Origin of the sequence: Amycolatopsis dongchuanensis (assembly GCF_039542405.1) — a bacterium.
Lineage (GTDB): Bacteria > Actinomycetota > Actinomycetes > Mycobacteriales > Pseudonocardiaceae > Amycolatopsis_E > Amycolatopsis_E sacchari.
On record NZ_BAABIB010000075.1, the window covers coordinates 389,121 to 405,913 of the forward strand.

Genomic DNA, 16,793 nt, shown 5'->3' on the forward strand with positions numbered 1-16,793 from the left:
GGGGCTTTTCCGTCCAGCCGGTTCAGACCGTGAAGCCGAGCGCGCGCAGCTGCTCGCGGCCGTCCTCGGTGATCTTCTCCGGGCCCCACGGCGGCATCCACACCCAGTTGATGCGGAAGTCCTTCACCACACCCGCGTTGCCCACCAGCACCGAAGCCGTCTGGTCCTCGATCACGTCCGTGAGCGGGCACGCCGCCGACGTCAGCGTCATGTCCAGCGTCGCGGTGTTGTCCGGCTCCACGCGGATGTCGTAGACGAGGCCGAGGTCGACGACGTTGATGCCCAGCTCGGGGTCGACCACGTCGCGCATGGCCTCCTCGATGTCCTCGATCTTGGCCACGTCGGCCGCGGGCTGCGCCTGCTCAGGCAGGTCGGCAGCCGTGCGGCCCTCACGGGTCGTCGTTTCCTCACTCATGCCTTCGCTCCCTCGGTCTTGACGAGCGCGTCCTTGAAAGCCATCCACCCCAGGAGAGCACACTTCACGCGCGCCGGGTACTTGGCGACGCCCGCGAAGGCGATGCCGTCCTCCAGCACGTCCTCGTCCGGCTCGACCTGGCCGCGCCCCTGCATCAGCTCGACGAACGCGTCCATCGTCTTCAGCGCCTCGCCCACCGGCCGCCCGACCACGAGGTCGGTCAGCACCGAGGTCGACGCCTGGCTGATCGAGCAGCCCTGGCCCTCGTACGAGACGTCCGCGACCGTTTCGCCGTCGAGCTTCACGCGCAGCGTCACCTCGTCGCCGCAGGTGGGGTTCACCTGGAACGACTCGCCGTCGAACGGCTCACGCAGGCCGCGGCCGTGCGGGTTCTTGTAGTGGTCCAGGATGATGTCCTGGTACATGCTCTCCAGGTTCACCGTGCCACCCCGAAGAACTTCTGGGCCTCCCGCACGCCGTTGGCCAGCGCGTCCACTTCGGACAGATCGTTGTACAGGTAGAACGTCGCCCGCACCGTGGCCGGCACCTGGCAGACCCGGTGCAGCGGCCACGCGCAGTGGTGCCCCACCCGCACCGCGATGCCCAGGCTGTCCAGCACCTGCCCGGCGTCGTGCGGGTGCACGCCGTCGATCACGAACGCGATCGTGGCGCCGCGGTCCTTCGACTCGGACGGCCCGATGAGCCGCACCCCGTCGATCTCCGCGAGCGCGGCGACAGCGGCTTCGGTGAGCGTGTGCTCGTGCGCCTCGACGCGGTCCATGCCGATCGCGGTGAGGTAGTCCACCGCCGCGCCGAGGCCCACGGCCTGCGACGTCATCGGCACCCCGGCCTCGAACTTCTGCGGCGGCGGCGCGAACGTCGTGCGCTCCATCGTCACCAGCTCGATCATCGAGCCCCCGGTGAGGAACGGCGGCATCGCTTCCAGCAGCTCGCGGCGGCCGTAGAGCACGCCGATGCCGGACGGCGCCAGCATCTTGTGCCCGGAGAACACCGCGAAGTCCACGCCCAGCGCGGAGAAGTTCACCGGGAAGTGCGGCACCGACTGGCACGCGTCGAGCAGCGTGAGCGCCCCGACCTCCTTGGCCCGCGCCACGATCGGCGCGACCGGGTTGACGGTGCCCAGCACGTTCGACTGGTGCACGAACGCGACGATCTTCGTGCGCTCGTTCACCAGTTCGTCCAGGTTGGACAGATCCAGCCGGAACCCGTCGGTCAGGTCGAGCCAGCGCAGCGTCGCCCCGGTCCGCTGGCAGAGCTGCTGCCACGGCACGAGGTTCGCGTGGTGCTCCATCGCGGTGATGACGATCTCGTCACCGGGACCGACGCGGAACCGCTCGGCCTCCGGGCCCGCGGTGGCCGCGTTGCTCATCGCGTACGCGACGAGGTTGATGCCCTCGGTGGCGTTTTTGGTGAAGACCAGTTCCCCCGGGTCGGCCCCGACGAACTCGGCCGTCCGTGCCCTGGCGTACTCGTAGGCGTCGGTCGCCTCCTCGGCCAGCTGGTGCGCCCCTCGGTGCACCGCCGCGTTGGAGGTCTCCAGGAACCGGCGCTCGGCGTCGAGCACCTGCACCGGCCGCTGGGACGTCGCCCCGGAGTCGAGGTACACCAAGGGTTTCCCGTCGCGGACGGTGCGCGACAGGATGGGGAAGTCGGCGCGCACGGCAGCGACATCCAAAGGCGTGTTGGCCGTTGTGGTGGTCACGCGCCAACTCCTTCCTGGTGTCAGTTCGGGTGTGGGAGGCTCAGACCGAAGCGGGCTCGGCCTTGCCCACGTACTTGACGTAGCCGTTCTCCTCCAGCTCGTCCGCCAGCTCCTTGCCGCCGGACTCGACGACGCGGCCGCCCGCGAAGACGTGCACGAAGTCCGGCGTGATGTGGCGCAGGATCCGGGTGTAGTGGGTGATCAGCATGACGCCGACCTCGTTGTTGGCCTTGTAGTCGTTGACACCCTCGGAGACGATCCGCAGCGCGTCGACGTCCAGGCCCGAGTCGGTCTCGTCGAGGATCGCGATCTTCGGCTTGAGCAGCGCCAGCTGGAGGATCTCGTGGCGCTTCTTCTCACCACCGGAGAAGCCCTCGTTCACGCTGCGCTCGGCGAACTCGGGCGAGATCTCCAGCTTGGCCATCTCGTCCTTGACTTCCTTGACCCAGTGGCGCACCTTCGGCGCCTCGCCGCGGACGGCGGTGGCGGCGGTGCGCAGGAAGTTCGACATCGACACGCCCGGCACCTCGACCGGGTACTGCATCGCCAAAAAGATGCCCGCTCGACTGCGTTCATCCACGGTCATGTCGAGCACGCTCTCGCCGTCCAGCAGCACCTCGCCCGAGGTCACCTCGTACTTGGGGTGCCCGGCGATCGCGTACGACAGCGTCGACTTGCCCGAACCGTTGGGGCCCATGATCGCGTGGGTCTCGCCGGAGCGGATGGTCAGGTTGACGCCCTTGAGGATCTCTTTCGTGCCCTCGTCGGTCGTGACGCCGGCGTGCAGATCCTTGATTTCCAGTGTGGCCATGAGGTCTTCTTCTCGTCCTTCGTGGTGAAAAGTCAGCTGCCGACGGCTTCGAGCTCTTTTTCGATCGCCGCTTCGAGGCGCTCCCGCACCTCGGGGACGTCGATCTTCATCAGGATCTCGTGGAAGAACCCGCGGACGACCAGCCGTCGCGCCGCCTCCTCCTCGATACCGCGCGACTGCAGGTAGAACAACTGCTCGTCGTCGAACCTTCCCGTCGCGCTCGCGTGCCCCGCCCCGGCGATCTCCCCGGTCTCGATCTCGAGGTTCGGCACCGAGTCCGCGCGGGCGCCCTCGGTCAGCACGAGGTTGCGGTTGAGCTCGTAGGTGTCGGTGCCCTCGGCCGCGGCGCGGATCAGCACGTCGCCGATCCACACGGCGTGCGCGTCCTCGCCCTGCAGCGCGCCCTTGTACATCACGTTCGACTTGCAGTTCGGCACCGCGTGGTCGACGAACAGCCGGTGCTCCTGGTGCTGCCCCGCGTCCGCGAAGTACAGCCCCAGCAGCTCGACCTCGCCGCCCTTGTCGGCGAACGTCGCGGTCGGCGAGACGCGCACCAGGTCGCCGCCCAGGGTGACCACGATGTGCTTGAGCGCGGAGTCCTTGCCCAACTTGAGGTGCTGCTCCGAGACGTGCACCGCGTCGTCGGCCCAGTCCTGCACCGACACGACCGTCAGCTTCGCGCCCTCGCCGAGCAGGAACTCGACGTTGTCGGCGTACGTGCCCGAGCCGAGGTGGTCGAGCACGACCACGCCCTCGGCGTACGCCTCGGCGCGCACCTGGACGTGCCCGTACGCGACGTGGCCCTCGCCGGGGCCGGTCAGCCGCAGCACGGTCGGCTTCGACGCGCGGGTCTCCTTCGGCAGGGTGACGACCGTGCCCGTGGTGAAGGCGGAGTACGCCTGCGCCGCAACGCGGTCGCTGGGCTCCCCCGCCTTGCCGAGGCGCTCGTCGTCCCGGCCGACGGTCTCGACGCGCACCTCGGGAGCCGCGTCCACGTCGACCTTGACCTCGCCGTCGGCGACCGCGGTGCCGTCGTGCAGGCCGCGCAGGCGCTTCATCGGCGTGAAGCGCCAGTTCTCCTCGCGGCCACCGGGCACCTCGAAGGCCTCGACGTCGTACCCGGTGAAGCGCTCCGCGCGCGACGCGGCCGGGACGGTGACCTCCGCAGCCTCGGAGACGTTGTTGCTTGCCACCGTCATGTCAGCCGACGGCTCCTTCCATCTGCAGTTCGATCAGGCGGTTGAGCTCGAGCGCGTACTCCATCGGCAGCTCGCGCGCGATGGGCTCGACGAACCCGCGCACCACCATGGCCATCGCCTCGTCCTCGGTGAGGCCGCGCGACATCAGGTAGAACAGCTGGTCCTCGCTCACCTTCGACACCGTCGCCTCGTGCCCCATGGACACGTCGTCGTTGCGGATGTCGACGTAGGGGTAGGTGTCCGAGCGCGAGATGTTGTCCACCAGCAGCGCGTCGCACTTCACCGTCGACCGCGAGTGGTGCGCCCGCTTCGCGACCCGGACCAGGCCGCGGTAGGAGGTGCGGCCACCGCCGCGCGCCACCGACTTCGACACGATCGTCGAGGAGGTGTGCGGCGCCAGGTGCTCCATCTTCGCGCCGGCGTCCTGGTGCTGGCCCTCGCCCGCGAACGCGACCGACAGCACCTCGCCCTTGGCGTGCTCGCCCATCAGGAAGACCGACGGGTACTTCATGGTCACCTTGGACCCGATGTTGCCGTCGATCCACTCCATCGTCGCGCCCTCTTCGCACTTGGCGCGCTTGGTGACGAGGTTGTAGACGTTGTTCGACCAGTTCTGGATCGTCGTGTAGCGGCAGCGGCCGCCCTTCTTCACGATGATCTCGACGACGGCCGAGTGCAGCGAGTCGGACTTGTAGATCGGCGCGGTGCAGCCCTCGACGTAGTGCACGTACGCGCCCTCGTCGACGATGATCAGCGTGCGCTCGAACTGGCCCATGTTCTCGGTGTTGATCCGGAAGTAGGCCTGCAGCGGGATGTCCACGTGCACGCCCTTCGGCACGTAGATGAACGAGCCGCCGGACCACACCGCGGTGTTCAGCGCGGAGAACTTGTTGTCCCCGGCCGGGATGACCGAGCCGAAGTACTCCTGGAACAGCTCGGGGTGCTCACGCAGGCCCGTGTCGGTGTCGAGGAACACCACGCCCTGGGACTCGAGGTCCTCGCGGATCTTGTGGTACACGACCTCCGACTCGTACTGGGCGGCGACACCCGCGATGAGGCGCTGCTTCTCCGCCTCCGGGATGCCCAGCTTGTCGTAGGTGTTCTTGATGTCCTCGGGCAGCTCGTCCCAGCTGGCCGCCTGCTTCTCGGTCGACCGGACGAAGTACTTGATGTTGTCGAAGTCGATCCCGGACAGGTCGGCGCCCCAGTTCGGCATGGGCTTGCGCTCGAACAGCTTGAGGGCCTTCAGGCGCGTTTCGCGCATCCACTCCGGCTCGGACTTCTTCGCGGAGATGTCGGTGACGACGTCTTCGTTGAGCCCTCGCCGGGCGCTCGCGCCCGCGGCGTCGGGGTCCGCCCAGCCGAACGCGTACTTGCCCAGGGAGTCGATGGTCTCTTCCTGGGTCATCGGCGTGGCGGGATTGCGCTGCTCGGCAGCGGCAGTCATGCGCTTCCTCCATCCGGAGTTCGTGCTCGGTGTCCCTGCGGACTGTCCGCCGGGACGTGTGTCGTGCACACGGAGTCACCGCGTGCGATGGTCGCCAGTCGCTGCACGTGGGTACCGAGCAGCCTGGCGAACGCCTCGGTCTCCGCCTCGCACAGCTGCGGGAACTCAGCGGCGACGTGGGCGACCGGGCAGTGGTGCTGGCACAGCTGTTCGCCGCTGCCGACCTGACGGGTCGACGCAGCGTAACCCTCCCTGGTCAGGGCGGCCGCCAGGGCCTCGGCCCGCCGGGCGGGCTCGCCCGGCTCGGTGACCGCGTCCTGGTGGGGCCCGACCAGCGAGGCGACCCGCCGCTCCGCGAAGGCGCGGACCGCCTCCTCGCCCGCGTGCTCGGCGAGGAACCGGATCGCCGACACGGCGAGGTCGTCATAGGCGTGCCCGAACCGCGCCCGTCCCGCCTCGGTGAGCAGGAAGAGCTTCGCGGGACGGCCCCGCCCGCGCGGTCCGCGCCGGGGCGCGTCCCGCGTTTCGGCCTCACCGTCGGCCAGCATGGCGTCGAGGTGACGCCGCACCGCCGTGGGGCTGATGCCCAGCCGGTCCGCGACCACGACCGCGGTCATCGGACCCTCCTCCAGCAGCAGGCGCGCCACGGCGTGCCGCGTCCGCCCCTCTGCCGTGGCCTGGGCGGGCGCGGCAGCACCGGGAGCGCCGGGCACGCCGGCCTCCGAGGGCTTGCCGCTGTTTTTCACAACATAAGTGTGTCGTATTTCGAGCCGGGAGGCAAAGACCGATCACCCGGCAGTGACCGGGGTCACCGGAAGCGCCCTTCACGAGGCCCTCTTCACCACGTCGATACTGCCAGCCACTTCCCCGCCACCGCCCTCAATGGAGCCGCTTCGCGGCGCCGATAGTCTTTGGGAGTGGTAGTTGGCGAGCCGGACACCGAACAGCAGCGGGGCGCTTCGGCGTTCCACCCGCCGCCGCCCGGGCCGCTGGAGGACGGCGAACTGAAGGCGCTGGACGTGATCCGGCGCTTCGGCACCATCGGTGCGCTGTTCCTCGCGCTCGGCTCGCTCGGCGCGGGCGCGGCGCCCGTGCTCAACCCCGTGCAGGACATCCCGGTCCTGCGGCTGTTCTCCCGCATCCCGACGGTTTCCCTCGCCATCGCGTTCACGGGCATGGGGATGCTCGTGCTCGGCTGGCTGATGCTCGGCCGCTTCGCCCGGCCCGGTCGCGCGCGCCTGGTCAGCCGCGCGCAGCTGACGCGGACGCTGGTCATGTGGCTGACGCCGCTGATGTTCATCCCGCCGCTGTTCTCCCGCGACGTCTACAGCTACCTCGCGCAGAGCGAGATCGTGCACCGCGGCATGGACCCGTACTCGCTGGGCCCGGCGCAGGCGCTCGGCGTCGGCGACCCGCTGACCAGCGGCGTGTCGAACATGTGGCGCGAAACGCCCGCCCCCTACGGTCCGCTGTTCCTCAAGCTGGGCAGCTTCATCTCCGGGATCACCGGGGACGACATCGTCGCCGGCGTGCTGCTGCAGCGCGCGATGGCGCTGGTCGGGGTCGTGCTCATCATCTGGGCGCTGCCGCGGCTGGCGCGCCGATTCGGCGTCGAGCCCGCCACCGCGCTGTGGCTGGGCGCCGCCAACCCGCTCGTGTTGTTCCACCTGGTCGCCGGCGCGCACAACGAAGCCCTCGGGATCGGCCTCATGGTCGCCGGGCTGGAGCTGGGCATCCGGCGGCTGCCCGTGCGCGTCGCGGGCGACACCCCGCCGCCGCTCGCGCGGGGTGAGCTGCTGTTCATCGTGCTGGGCGCGGTGGTGATCACGCTCGGCGCGGCGATCAAGATCAACGCGGTGATCGCGCTGGGGTTCTTCGGTGTGATGATCGCGCGGCGGTGGCACGGCAGGCTGCTCGACCTCGTGCGGGCCGCGGCCCTGATGACCGGGGTGTTCGCGGTGGTGATCGTGGCGCTGTGCTTCGGCACCGGCCTGGGCTTCGGCTGGGTCGGCGCGCTCGGCACGCCGGGGCTCGTGCGCAGCTGGATCTCCCCCACCGCCGAGCTGGCCAACGTCGGCGGCGTGCTGGGCATCGCGCTGGGCCTGGGCAACCACACGGACTCGCTCGTGTCGATCGTGCAGACCGCGGGCACCGTGGTGGCCGGCCTGATCACCGTGAAGTTCCTGTGGGACAGCTTCCGCTGGCGGTACCGGCCGATCATCGGGCTCGGGGTTTCGCTGGGCGCGTTCATGATGCTGCACGTGGCGATGCAGCCGTGGTGGCTGCTGTGGGCGGTGATCCCGCTGGCCGCCGCGGCGGGCACGTCGCGCTTCCGCGTGGCGGCGACCGTCGTCAGCGCGGTCGTCGCGTTCCTCGTCGCCCCGCCGGGCAGCAGCTTCGACGGCCGGGCCTTCGTGCCGCTGCAGGCGTACCTCGCGGCGCTCGTCGTGGTGGCGATCGCCCTGCTCGTCGTCCGGCGCTCGGCCCCCATGCTGCTGAAGCGGGACGTGAAGCCGGTCACCGGAGCCTAGGTCGTAGGCTTGACTGCCGTGAGCACCCCTGCCGTCGAGATCAGCGGACTGGTGAAGCGCTACGGCGCGAAGACCGCGGTCGACGGCCTCGACCTGAAGATGGCCCGCGGCCGCCTGCTCGCCCTGCTCGGTCCCAACGGCGCCGGCAAGACGACCACCGTCGAGATCTGCGAAGGCTTCCTGCGTCCCGACTCGGGCACCGTGCGCGTGCTCGGCCTCGACCCCGCCCGCGAGGGCCGCGCGCTGCGGCCGCGCATCGGCGTGATGCCGCAGGGCGGCGGCGCGTACCCCGGCGTACGGGCGGGCGAGATGCTCGGCCTGGTCGCGTCCTGCGCGGCCGATCCGCTCGACCCCGCCTGGCTGCTCGACGTCCTCGGGCTCGCCGGGGTGCGCCGCACCCCGTTCAAACGCCTGTCCGGTGGGCAGCAGCAGCGCCTTTCCCTCGCGTGCGCCCTCGTCGGCCGCCCGGAGCTGGTGTTCCTCGACGAGCCGACCGCGGGCATGGACCCGCAGGCCCGCCGCCTGGTGTGGGACCTGCTCGGCGCCCTCCGCGCGGACGGGGTGAGCGTGCTGCTGACCACGCACCTGATGGAGGAGGCCGAGGCGCTGGCCGACGACGTGGTGATCGTCGACCACGGCAAGGTGATCGCCGAGGGCACCCCGGCCGCGCTCACCGCCGAGGAGGGCGACGCCGCGCAGCTGCGCTTCAAGGCCCGCCCGGGCCTCGACACCGACCTGCTGACCGCCGCCCTGCCCGAGGGCTACCACGTGCACGAGCCGACGCCCGGCAGCTACCACGTGCTGGGCCGCGTCGACCCGCAGGTGGTGTCCACGGTGACGTCCTGGTGCGCGCAGCAGGGGGTGCTCGCGGAGGAGCTGCACGTGGGCAAGCGGGACCTGGAAGAGGTCTTCCTGGAGCTGACCGGACGGGAGCTGCGGTCGTGACCACCTTCGCCCCCGGGACGTTCACCCCGAAGCCCGGCGTGGGCAGCCGCGGCCGGATGCTGCTGACGCACGCGAAGGTCGAGACGAGCCTCACGCTGCGGCACGGCGAGCAGATCCTGCTGACCCTGCTCATCCCGCTGGCGCTGCTGATCGGCCTGACGCTGCTCGACATCCTGCCCACCGGGGACCTCAACGGAGTGTCCAAAGCGGACTGGGTGACGCCGAGGATCTTCGCGCTCGCGGTGATGTCCTCGGCCTTCACCGGACAGGCGATCGCACTGGGCTTCGACCGCCGTTACGGGGTGCTCAAACGGCTTTCCGCCACGGCGCTGCCGCGCTGGCTGCTCGTCGCGGGGCGGATGGTCGCCGCACTCGTCGTCGTGCTGCTGCAGGTCGTCGTGCTCGGGGTGGTCGCCGCGCTGCTCGGCTGGTCACCGTCCGGGCCAGGGCTGGCGGAGGCCGTGCTGCTGCTCGTGGTGGGCACGCTCGGCTTCGGCGCGCTCGGCGTCCTGCTGGGCGGTTCGCTGCGCGCGGAGGCGGTGCTGGCGCTGGCCAACATCGTGTGGTTCGTGCTGCTGCTCGCGGGCGGCATCCTGCTCGCCCCCTCGACCCTGCCGTCGGCCGCCGCGGCGGTCGTCGAGCTGCTGCCTTCCGGGGCGCTGGCCGAGGGCCTGCGGGCCGCGCTGGTGGACGGAACGCTCGACTGGAAACCGGTCGTGGTGCTGCTCGCCTGGGGCGCCGTCGCCGGTGCCGTGGCCACGCGCACGACCCGGTTGACCTGACGGGGCGGTGCGGCCGGGACCAAAGTCCCGGGCCTATCCTCACATCCGTGGCTCTGAACTCCCTCGTCGCCCGGCTGCCCCTCCCCTCGCGCTCGGTCCAGAAAGCCGTCGGCATCGCCGCGGTCGTCGCGCAGGCCGGGATCGGCGTCACCGGGTCGGTCGTGCGGGTCACCGGGTCCGGCCTCGGCTGCCGCACCTGGCCGGAGTGCCAGCCGGGCAGCATGGTGCCGGTCGCCCACGAGGAGCTGCACGCCGTCACCCAGTGGATCGAGTTCGGCAACCGCCTGCTGACCGGGGTGGTCATCCTGGTCGCCGCCATCGCGGTCCTCACGGCGTGGCGCGTGCACCTCGCCACCCCGCGCAAACGGCTCCTCGCGCTGGCCTGGACCATGCCCGGCGGTGTGGTCCTGCAGGCCGTCGTCGGCGGGATGACGGTGCTGGCGAAGCTCGAGTGGTGGACGGTCGCGATCCACTTCCTCGCCTCCACCCCCCTGATCTGGCTCGCGGTGGTGCTGCTGCACGCCTTCACCGAGGGCGACGAGACCCCCCGCTGGCTCGTGCCGCCGATCGCGAAGACTTTCCTCGTCGTCCTCGCCGTCGCGATGTGGGGCATCCTCGTCGCGGGCACCACCGTGACGGGCGCGGGCCCGCACGGCGGGGACCCGGAGACCCACCGCCTCGACGCGCCGATCGAGCTGCTCGCCCGCGTCCACAGCGGGGTGCTCGTGGTGTATCTCCTCGTGCTCGCCGTCCTCGGCCTGACACTGCTGCGCACGGGCGCGCCACGGCCCCTGTGGCGGCGGTACAGCGCCGTCTGGCTGGTCGCGCTGGCGCAGGGCGTCCTCGGGGTCGTGCAGTACGCGCTGGGCGTGCCGGAAGCCCTGGTGTCGCTGCACGTGCTCGGCTCGGCGCTGGTGATCGTCTCGACCGCGGCGCTGTGGTGCGGGGCGCGGGACCGCGGGCTGCCCCCGGCACCGGCGGTCGTGTCCTCTACCACAACCGGACATGCCGCTGTAACGCCGTAGCGATGTGCGCGCCAGCCGCTGCGGCTAGTCTCGGCCACGGCGGGGGCGGAAAGTCCGGATTCCGCCCCGGAACCTGAGTGAGGTACCTGCTCCATGAGTGCCACCGATGTCCGTCCCGGCGCGAAGCCCCTCATCTCCCACCGGCGGTCGGCCGGGCAGATGCTCGTGCTGAAGTCCTTCCTGCTGATCCCGTTCGTCGCACTGGTCGCCGCGCTCCCGCTGGCGTGGGGCTGGGGCCTGAGCTGGCTCGACCTCGCGCTCGCGGCGGTGTTCTACGTCGTCGCGACGCTGGGCGTCACGGTGGGGTACCACCGCTACTTCACGCACGGCGCGTTCAAGGCGAACCGCCCGCTGCGCGTGGCGCTCGCGATCGCGGGCAGCATGGCCGTGCAGGGCTCGGTGATCTTCTGGGTCGCCAGCCACCGGCGGCACCACGCCTTCGCCGACCGCGAGGGCGACCCGCACTCCCCGTGGCTGTTCGGCACGTCGCCGGGGGCGCTGCTGCGCGGGTTCTGGCACGCGCACATGGGGTGGATGTTCCAGCGTGAGGTCACCAACTACGACCGGTTCGCCCCCGATCTGGTGGCCGACCCTGCGCTGCGGGTGGTGAACCGGTACTTCTGGCTGTGGATCACGCTGAGCCTCGCGCTGCCCGCGGCGCTGGGCGGCCTGCTCAGCTGGTCGTGGCAGGGCGCGGTGACGGCGTTCTTCTGGGCCGGCCTCGTGCGGATCGCGTTCCTGCACCACGTGACCTGGTCGGTGAACTCGATCTGCCACATGGTCGGCGACCGCCCGTTCGCCAGCAGGGACAAGGCGGCCAACTTCTGGCCGCTGGCGATCCTGTCGATGGGCGAGTCGTGGCACAACTCGCACCACGCCGACCCGACGTGCGCCCGGCACGGGGTGCTGCGCGGGCAGATCGACGTGTCGGCGCGGGTGATCTGGCTGTTCGAGAAGCTCCGGTGGGCGCGGGACGTGCGCTGGCCGAAGGCGGAACGCCTCGCGGCCAAGCGCATCGGCGCCGCCTGATCAGAAGATCGCGACCGGGTTGACGGGCACGCCCGTCAACCCGTGGACGCGGGGTGGTGCGACGCTGAGCAGGAAGCGGTAGCGGCCCAGTTCGGCGCACACCGCGGCCAGTTCGTCGGCGTCCACGGCGTCGATCAGCGGCAGGCCCATCCTGGGCAGCGCCACGCGGTGCATCGCCGAGGGCAGGTCCGGTTCCAGCGACGGGTGGGAGTCCGCCAGGTCCCCGCCGTACAACGAAACCCCGCGCTCGTGCATCCACCGCGCCGCGGCCACGCTCATGCCGGGCATCGGGTTGCCGCGGTAGCGAGTCTGCACCCAGCCGAACCGCGCGATGAGCGCGTCACCGGACTCGACGAGCACCCCCTGGCGCTTCTCCGCCGCTTCCAGGTCCTCCGGCGTGACCGAGTGATCCGCCGGCACGGGGCCGTCGACGGCGAGGTCGAGCAGCACGCCCCTGGTGACGATCCCTTCGGCGAAGGCGGTCGTGGAGCCGTGCCGGACCCCGGCGGGGGTCACGCTCCGCGCGAGCGGCTCTCCGGGGTACACCTGGTCCCCCTGCACCTGGTGGCTCAACGCGTCCAGGTGCGTCATCTCCGGATGGTGGGTGGTGACCAGCAGCACGTCGGCCGTCGCCGTCGCCGGGCTTCCCGCGTACACCATCAGCTGCTGCACCGGAGACGCGTCGGTGGTGGTGGTCGGCGCGAACGGACCGCTCAGCACCGGTGCGGGCCGGACCGGCACGGCCAGCGACACGGCGCGGCCCGTGCGCACCTCCCTCGCGGCCCGCTCGCGGACCTCGTCAGTGATCAGGTTGAGCGTGCCCCGCTCGTCGTCCTCGCCCCACCGGCCCCAGTTGTCCGGCAGCTCAGCACTGTCATCCATGATCGCGACGGTAGTCCTCGGACCGCCGCCGGGGGGTTCCCGAAAGGGCAGGGTTCGGCGTCAGTACCGGCGGCCGGCGGGCCCCGCCATGCGGTGCCGGTGGCCGGGGCCGATCTTCACGGCACCGACGGTCGCGGCGTCCCATTCGGCCGGTTCCAGGTCCTCGACGGCCTCGACGAGCGCCTCACCCGTCGCGGTCGAGGGCACCACGACGTCGCCGAGCGCGCCGTCGGCGCCCACGAGCACGACCCGCGCCCCGGCACGGCCGATGTTCTCCACCACGCCCTGGCTCGGCTTGCCGTGCTCGGCCACGAACCGGCGGGCGGCGGCCAGCTGCTGGGCGGTCGGCTCCTGGGTCTTCTCGGTCTGTTCAGCCACGTGCAGCATCCTAGACTCGGTACCCGGCGCAGGCAGTCGAAGGAGACGAGGAGAACTTCATGCCCACGGCAGTGCAGATCCACCGGACCGGCGGCCCGGAAGTGCTGGAGGTCGGCGAGGTCGAGGTCGGCGATCCGGGTCCCGGGGAGCTGCTCGTGGACGTGCGCGCGGCCGGCGTCAACTACATCGACACCTACCACCGCAGCGGGATCTACCCGGTGGAGCTGCCCGCCACGCTCGGGATGGAGGGCGCGGGCACGGTCACGGCGGTGGGTCCCGACGTGACCGGGTTCTCGGTCGGTGACCGCGTCGCGTGGCAGGGGCACTTCGGCAGCTACACGAGCCGAATCAGGGTGCCCGCCGCGGTCGCCGTGCGCGTGCCCGAAGGCGTGTCCGACGAGACCGCGGCGGCGCTGATGCTGCAGGGGATCACGGCGCACTACCTCGTCCGCTCCACCTACGAGGTCAAGGAGGGCGACGCGGTCCTGGTGCACGCGGCGGCGGGCGGGGTCGGCCTGCTGCTGACGCAGCTGGCGAAGGCCAGGGGCGCGCGGGTCATCGGCACCGTGTCCACAGAGGAGAAGGAGCGGCTGGCCCGCGAAGCCGGGGCGGACGAGGTGATCCGCTACGACCAGGTCGACTTCGCCGAGCGGACCCGCGAGCTCACCGGCGGCGAGGGCGTGGCCGTGGTGTACGACGGCGTCGGCAAGACCACGTTCGACGGCAGCATCGCGAGCCTGCGCGTGCGCGGCGTGCTGGCGCTCTTCGGCGCGTCGAGCGGCCCGGTCCCGCCGATCGACCCGCAGATCCTCAACCGCGGCGGCTCCCTGTACCTGACGCGCCCGACGAGCGTGCACTACGTCCGCACGCGCGAGGAGCTCGACTGGCGCGCCGAGGAGCTGTTCTCGTCCATTGTGGACGGTTCGCTGACCGTCCGGATCGGACACCGCTACCCGCTGGCCGAGGCGCGCCAGGCACACGAGGACCTCCAGGGTCGCAGGACGACCGGGAAGCTCCTGCTGCTGCCGTAGTTCAGCTGCCGGGCGCTCCGGCCCACCGGCGCAGCGCGGTTTCGAGCCCGTCGGCGCCGGTGGTGTCGGTGGCCCAGGCGATCACGCCGTCCGGGCGCACCAGCACGCCCACCGGTGCCGCGTGGTCGTCGGCCACGGCGGTCACCCGCTTGCCCCAGGGGGCGGCGAGGCGGGTGAAGGCACCGTCCGGCGTGCGGTCGAGCAGCAGGAACCCGCCGCCGTGGGCGTGGTCGGCCAGCCGTGTGCCGTCCGCCAGCGCGAGGTCGGGCAGGAAGCGGCCGACCAGCGGGTGGTCCCCGGGCAGGTCGGTCCGCTGCGTGACCCCGGAGATCATCTTGACGGCGTAGGTCGTGCCGTCGCGGGTGCTGAGCAGGTCGGCGACGACCTGCCGCAGTGCCGCCGATTTGGGGTCCCCGCGCAGCACCCCGATCTGCGCGCGGGTCCAGTCCAGCACCCAGGCGCCGAGGGGCCGGCGCTCGGCGTCGTAGGTGTCGAGCAGATCCTCGGGCGCCCACCCGGCGATCACGGCGCCCAGCTTCCACCCCAGGTTCACCGCGTCACCGACACCGAGGTTGAGCCCCTGGCCGCCGAACGGCGGGTGGACGTGCGCGGCGTCCCCGGCGAGGAACACCCGCCCCGAGCGGTAGGTCACGGCCTGGCGGGTGTTGTCCGTCCAGCGGGTCGGCTCGCCGCGCAGCGCGGTCAGCGTCACGTCGGTGCCCGAAACCCGGCGCAGGCTGGTCTGCACGTCTTCGAGGGTGACCCGTGCCGAGCGGTCGGCGGGGCCGCCGTCGAACTCCACCGTGGCGATCCGCCCCGGCTGGGGTCCGTAGCGGTACGCCCCGCGCTCCGACCAGGTCCACCCGTCGGCGAGCTGCCCGGGGTCGGCGATGTCGGCGATCGCCTGGTAGCCGGTCATTTCCGGGTCGGTACCGGGGAAGTCGATGCCCGCGAGGCGGCGCACGGTGCTGTGCCCGCCGTCGCAGCCGACGAGCCACCCGGTGCGGATGGTGCCCGCGCTCGTGCCGACGAGCACGCCGTCGCCGGTGTCCTCGAGCGAGGTGACCTCCACCCCACGGCGCACCTGGACGCCGAGACGCGCGAGGTGGCCGGTCAGCAGCGACACCAGTTGCGGCTGCGGCACCAGCCTGGCGCGGTCGGCCGAGGCGTAGGCGGCGAGGTCGGGATCGGCCCAGTCCACCTTGCCTGGGTCCAGCACCACGCCCGCGAAGTGCCCGGTGAAGCGGGAAGCGCCGACGACCGAGCCCATTCGCTCGACCACCTCCCGGTGCACCTGCTCGGCGGCGGGCAGCAGGCCACGGCGGTCGAGCACACCGGCTGTCGGCACGTTGATCGACTGCGCCTTCATCGCCTTGTCCGGTTCGTCCCGCCGTTCGAGCACCCGCACGGTGGCCCCGGAAAGCGCCAGCTCCGCGGCGAGCAGGAGGCCCACGGGCCCGGCTCCGACCACGGTCACGTCATTAGTCACGAACACCGTTCTACACACGAACACTGTTCGTGTCAACCCTGGCCCGGACAGCACTTCGGCCCGGAACCCACACGGGTCCCGGGCCGAGACGTGCCGGACCTACGCGCCCACCGCGGCGCGGATGGTCTCCTTGAGGCTGCTGGTGGTGGCGATGACGGCCGTGGGCTCGTAGCCGCAGTGCGCCATGCAGTTGGCGCAGCGCGGGTCCTTGCCGCGGCCGAACTTGTCCCAGTCCGTGTCCTCGATCAGCTCGCGCCAGGTCTTGGCGTAGCCGTCGTCCAGCAGGTAGCACGGGCGCTGCCAGCCCAGCAGCGAGTACGACGGGATGCCCCACGGGGTGCACTCGAAGTCCCGCTTGCCCTCGAGGAAGTCGAGGAACAGCGGCGAGTGGTTCAGGCGCCACTTCTTCCGGCGGCCGTCGCCGAACGCCTTCTTGAACAGCTCCCGCGTCTGCTGCACGCCGAGGAAGTGCTCCTGGTCGGGCGCCTTCTCGTAGGCGTAGCCCGGCGACAGCTGCATGTTGTCGACGCCGACCTCGTCGTTGAGGTAGTCCAGCACGTCGATGACGTCCTGCGGGGTGTCGGTGTTGAAGAACGTCGTGTTCGTCATCACCCGGAAGCCCTTTTCCTTGGCGAGCTTGATCGCGTCGACCGCCGCCTGGAAACCACCCTCCTTGCGCACCGACGCGTCGTGCTTCTCCTCGAGCCCGTCGATGTGCACCATCCACGCGAAGTTGCGGTGCGGCTTGAACTTGTGGATGTGCTTGGGCAGCAGCAGCGCGTTCGTGCACAGGAACACGATCTTGCCGCGCTCCAGCAGGATCCGCGTGATCTCGTCGATCTGCGGGTGCATCAGCGGCTCGCCGCCGGCGATGGACACCATCGGCGCGCCGCTCTCCTCCACCGCGCCGACCGCCTGCTGGACCGGCATCCGCTGCTTGAGCAGGTGCGCCGGCTGCTGGATCTTGCCGCAGCCACCGCACTTGAGGTTGCACGCGAACAACGGCTCCAGCTCGACGAGGACCGCGTACTTCTCCTTGCGCTGAAGCTTCTGCTTGGCCAGGTAAGCACCCAGCCGGATCGATTGCCGCAACGGCATCGCCATGA

17 protein-coding genes are annotated in these 16,793 nt (G+C 71.1%); 6 read left to right on the forward strand and 11 right to left on the reverse strand.

Features of this window, described 5'->3' with window-relative positions:
* Nucleotides 1–22: 22 nt before the first annotated feature.
* Genes ABFX51_RS19430 through ABFX51_RS19460 form a run of 7 tightly spaced genes read right to left on the reverse strand, consistent with a single transcriptional unit; the run spans nt 23 to nt 6,341 of the window.
* Nucleotides 23–415 carry a metal-sulfur cluster assembly factor gene (locus ABFX51_RS19430; protein WP_346054463.1) on the reverse strand — a complete coding sequence of 131 codons (393 nt, stop codon included), beginning with the start codon at nt 413–415 and terminating at the stop codon, nt 23–25.
* Nucleotides 412–855, reverse strand: a complete 444-nt coding sequence (gene sufU / locus ABFX51_RS19435) for a Fe-S cluster assembly sulfur transfer protein SufU (protein ID WP_091507419.1) — start codon at nt 853–855, stop codon at nt 412–414. The genes ABFX51_RS19430 and sufU overlap by 4 nt, the downstream gene beginning before the upstream one ends.
* Nucleotides 852–2,138 carry a cysteine desulfurase gene (locus ABFX51_RS19440; RefSeq protein WP_091507422.1) on the reverse strand — a complete coding sequence of 429 codons (1,287 nt, stop codon included), beginning with the start codon at nt 2,136–2,138 and terminating at the stop codon, nt 852–854. The genes sufU and ABFX51_RS19440 overlap by 4 nt, the downstream gene beginning before the upstream one ends.
* Nucleotides 2,139–2,178: 40 nt before the next feature.
* Complete coding sequence (gene sufC / locus ABFX51_RS19445; protein WP_091507425.1) at nt 2,179–2,949, reverse strand: Fe-S cluster assembly ATPase SufC; 771 nt, start codon at nt 2,947–2,949, stop codon at nt 2,179–2,181.
* Between the two features lie 32 nt (nt 2,950–2,981).
* Entirely contained in the window at nt 2,982–4,148 is a 1,167-nt protein-coding gene (gene sufD / locus ABFX51_RS19450; RefSeq protein WP_091507428.1) for a Fe-S cluster assembly protein SufD, read from the reverse strand.
* A 1-nt stretch (nt 4,149) separates the two neighbouring features.
* Nucleotides 4,150–5,595 (reverse strand): Fe-S cluster assembly protein SufB, encoded by a 1,446-nt coding sequence (sufB, locus tag ABFX51_RS19455; protein ID WP_091507430.1) that lies wholly within the window; start codon nt 5,593–5,595, stop codon nt 4,150–4,152.
* Nucleotides 5,592–6,341 carry a helix-turn-helix transcriptional regulator gene (locus ABFX51_RS19460; RefSeq protein ID WP_346054464.1) on the reverse strand — a complete coding sequence of 250 codons (750 nt, stop codon included), beginning with the start codon at nt 6,339–6,341 and terminating at the stop codon, nt 5,592–5,594. Before ABFX51_RS19460 ends, sufB begins: the two co-directional genes overlap by 4 nt.
* A 171-nt stretch (nt 6,342–6,512) precedes the next feature.
* On the opposite strand from ABFX51_RS19460, the gene mptB reads away from it, so the two are divergent.
* The 5 genes from mptB (at nt 6,513) to ABFX51_RS19485 (ending at nt 11,907) form a co-directional block, all read left to right on the forward strand.
* Nucleotides 6,513–8,126, forward strand: a complete 1,614-nt coding sequence (mptB, locus tag ABFX51_RS19465) for a polyprenol phosphomannose-dependent alpha 1,6 mannosyltransferase MptB (RefSeq protein ID WP_428832481.1) — start codon at nt 6,513–6,515, stop codon at nt 8,124–8,126.
* Between the two features lie 18 nt (nt 8,127–8,144).
* On the forward strand, nt 8,145–9,071 hold the full coding sequence (locus tag ABFX51_RS19470) for an ABC transporter ATP-binding protein (RefSeq protein WP_091507434.1): 927 nt from the start codon (nt 8,145–8,147) through the stop codon (nt 9,069–9,071).
* A 56-nt stretch (nt 9,072–9,127) separates the two neighbouring features.
* Entirely contained in the window at nt 9,128–9,853 is a 726-nt protein-coding gene (locus tag ABFX51_RS19475) for an ABC transporter permease (RefSeq protein ID WP_177228710.1), read from the forward strand.
* Nucleotides 9,854–9,900: 47 nt separating this feature from the next.
* Nucleotides 9,901–10,878: a COX15/CtaA family protein gene (locus tag ABFX51_RS19480; RefSeq protein WP_346054465.1), complete on the forward strand. Its 978-nt coding sequence runs from the start codon at nt 9,901–9,903 to the stop codon at nt 10,876–10,878.
* 93 nt (nt 10,879–10,971) lie between these two features.
* Entirely contained in the window at nt 10,972–11,907 is a 936-nt protein-coding gene (locus tag ABFX51_RS19485) for an acyl-CoA desaturase (protein WP_091507441.1), read from the forward strand.
* Here the strand turns inward: ABFX51_RS19485 and ABFX51_RS19490 are convergent, their stop codons facing one another.
* Together ABFX51_RS19490 and ABFX51_RS19495 are read right to left on the reverse strand one after the other, a co-directional pair.
* The gene (locus ABFX51_RS19490; protein ID WP_091507444.1) at nt 11,908–12,789 is read right to left on the reverse strand and encodes a cyclase family protein; all 882 of its coding nucleotides are present in this window, start codon (nt 12,787–12,789) and stop codon (nt 11,908–11,910) included.
* Between the two features lie 60 nt (nt 12,790–12,849).
* Nucleotides 12,850–13,167, reverse strand: coding sequence for a hypothetical protein (locus ABFX51_RS19495; protein ID WP_346054466.1), 318 nt, complete (start codon nt 13,165–13,167; stop codon nt 12,850–12,852).
* 59 nt (nt 13,168–13,226) lie between these two features.
* On the opposite strand from ABFX51_RS19495, the gene ABFX51_RS19500 reads away from it, so the two are divergent.
* Nucleotides 13,227–14,198 (forward strand): quinone oxidoreductase family protein, encoded by a 972-nt coding sequence (locus ABFX51_RS19500; protein WP_346054467.1) that lies wholly within the window; start codon nt 13,227–13,229, stop codon nt 14,196–14,198.
* A gap of 1 nt (nt 14,199) precedes the next feature.
* On the opposite strand, the gene ABFX51_RS19505 is transcribed toward ABFX51_RS19500, so the two are convergent.
* Together ABFX51_RS19505 and hpnH are read right to left on the reverse strand one after the other, a co-directional pair.
* Nucleotides 14,200–15,687, reverse strand: coding sequence for an FAD-dependent monooxygenase (locus ABFX51_RS19505; RefSeq protein ID WP_346054468.1), 1,488 nt, complete (start codon nt 15,685–15,687; stop codon nt 14,200–14,202).
* Nucleotides 15,688–15,786: 99 nt separating this feature from the next.
* Complete coding sequence (gene hpnH / locus ABFX51_RS19510) at nt 15,787–16,791, reverse strand: adenosyl-hopene transferase HpnH (protein WP_091507450.1); 1,005 nt, start codon at nt 16,789–16,791, stop codon at nt 15,787–15,789.
* Nucleotides 16,792–16,793 lie beyond the last annotated feature (2 nt).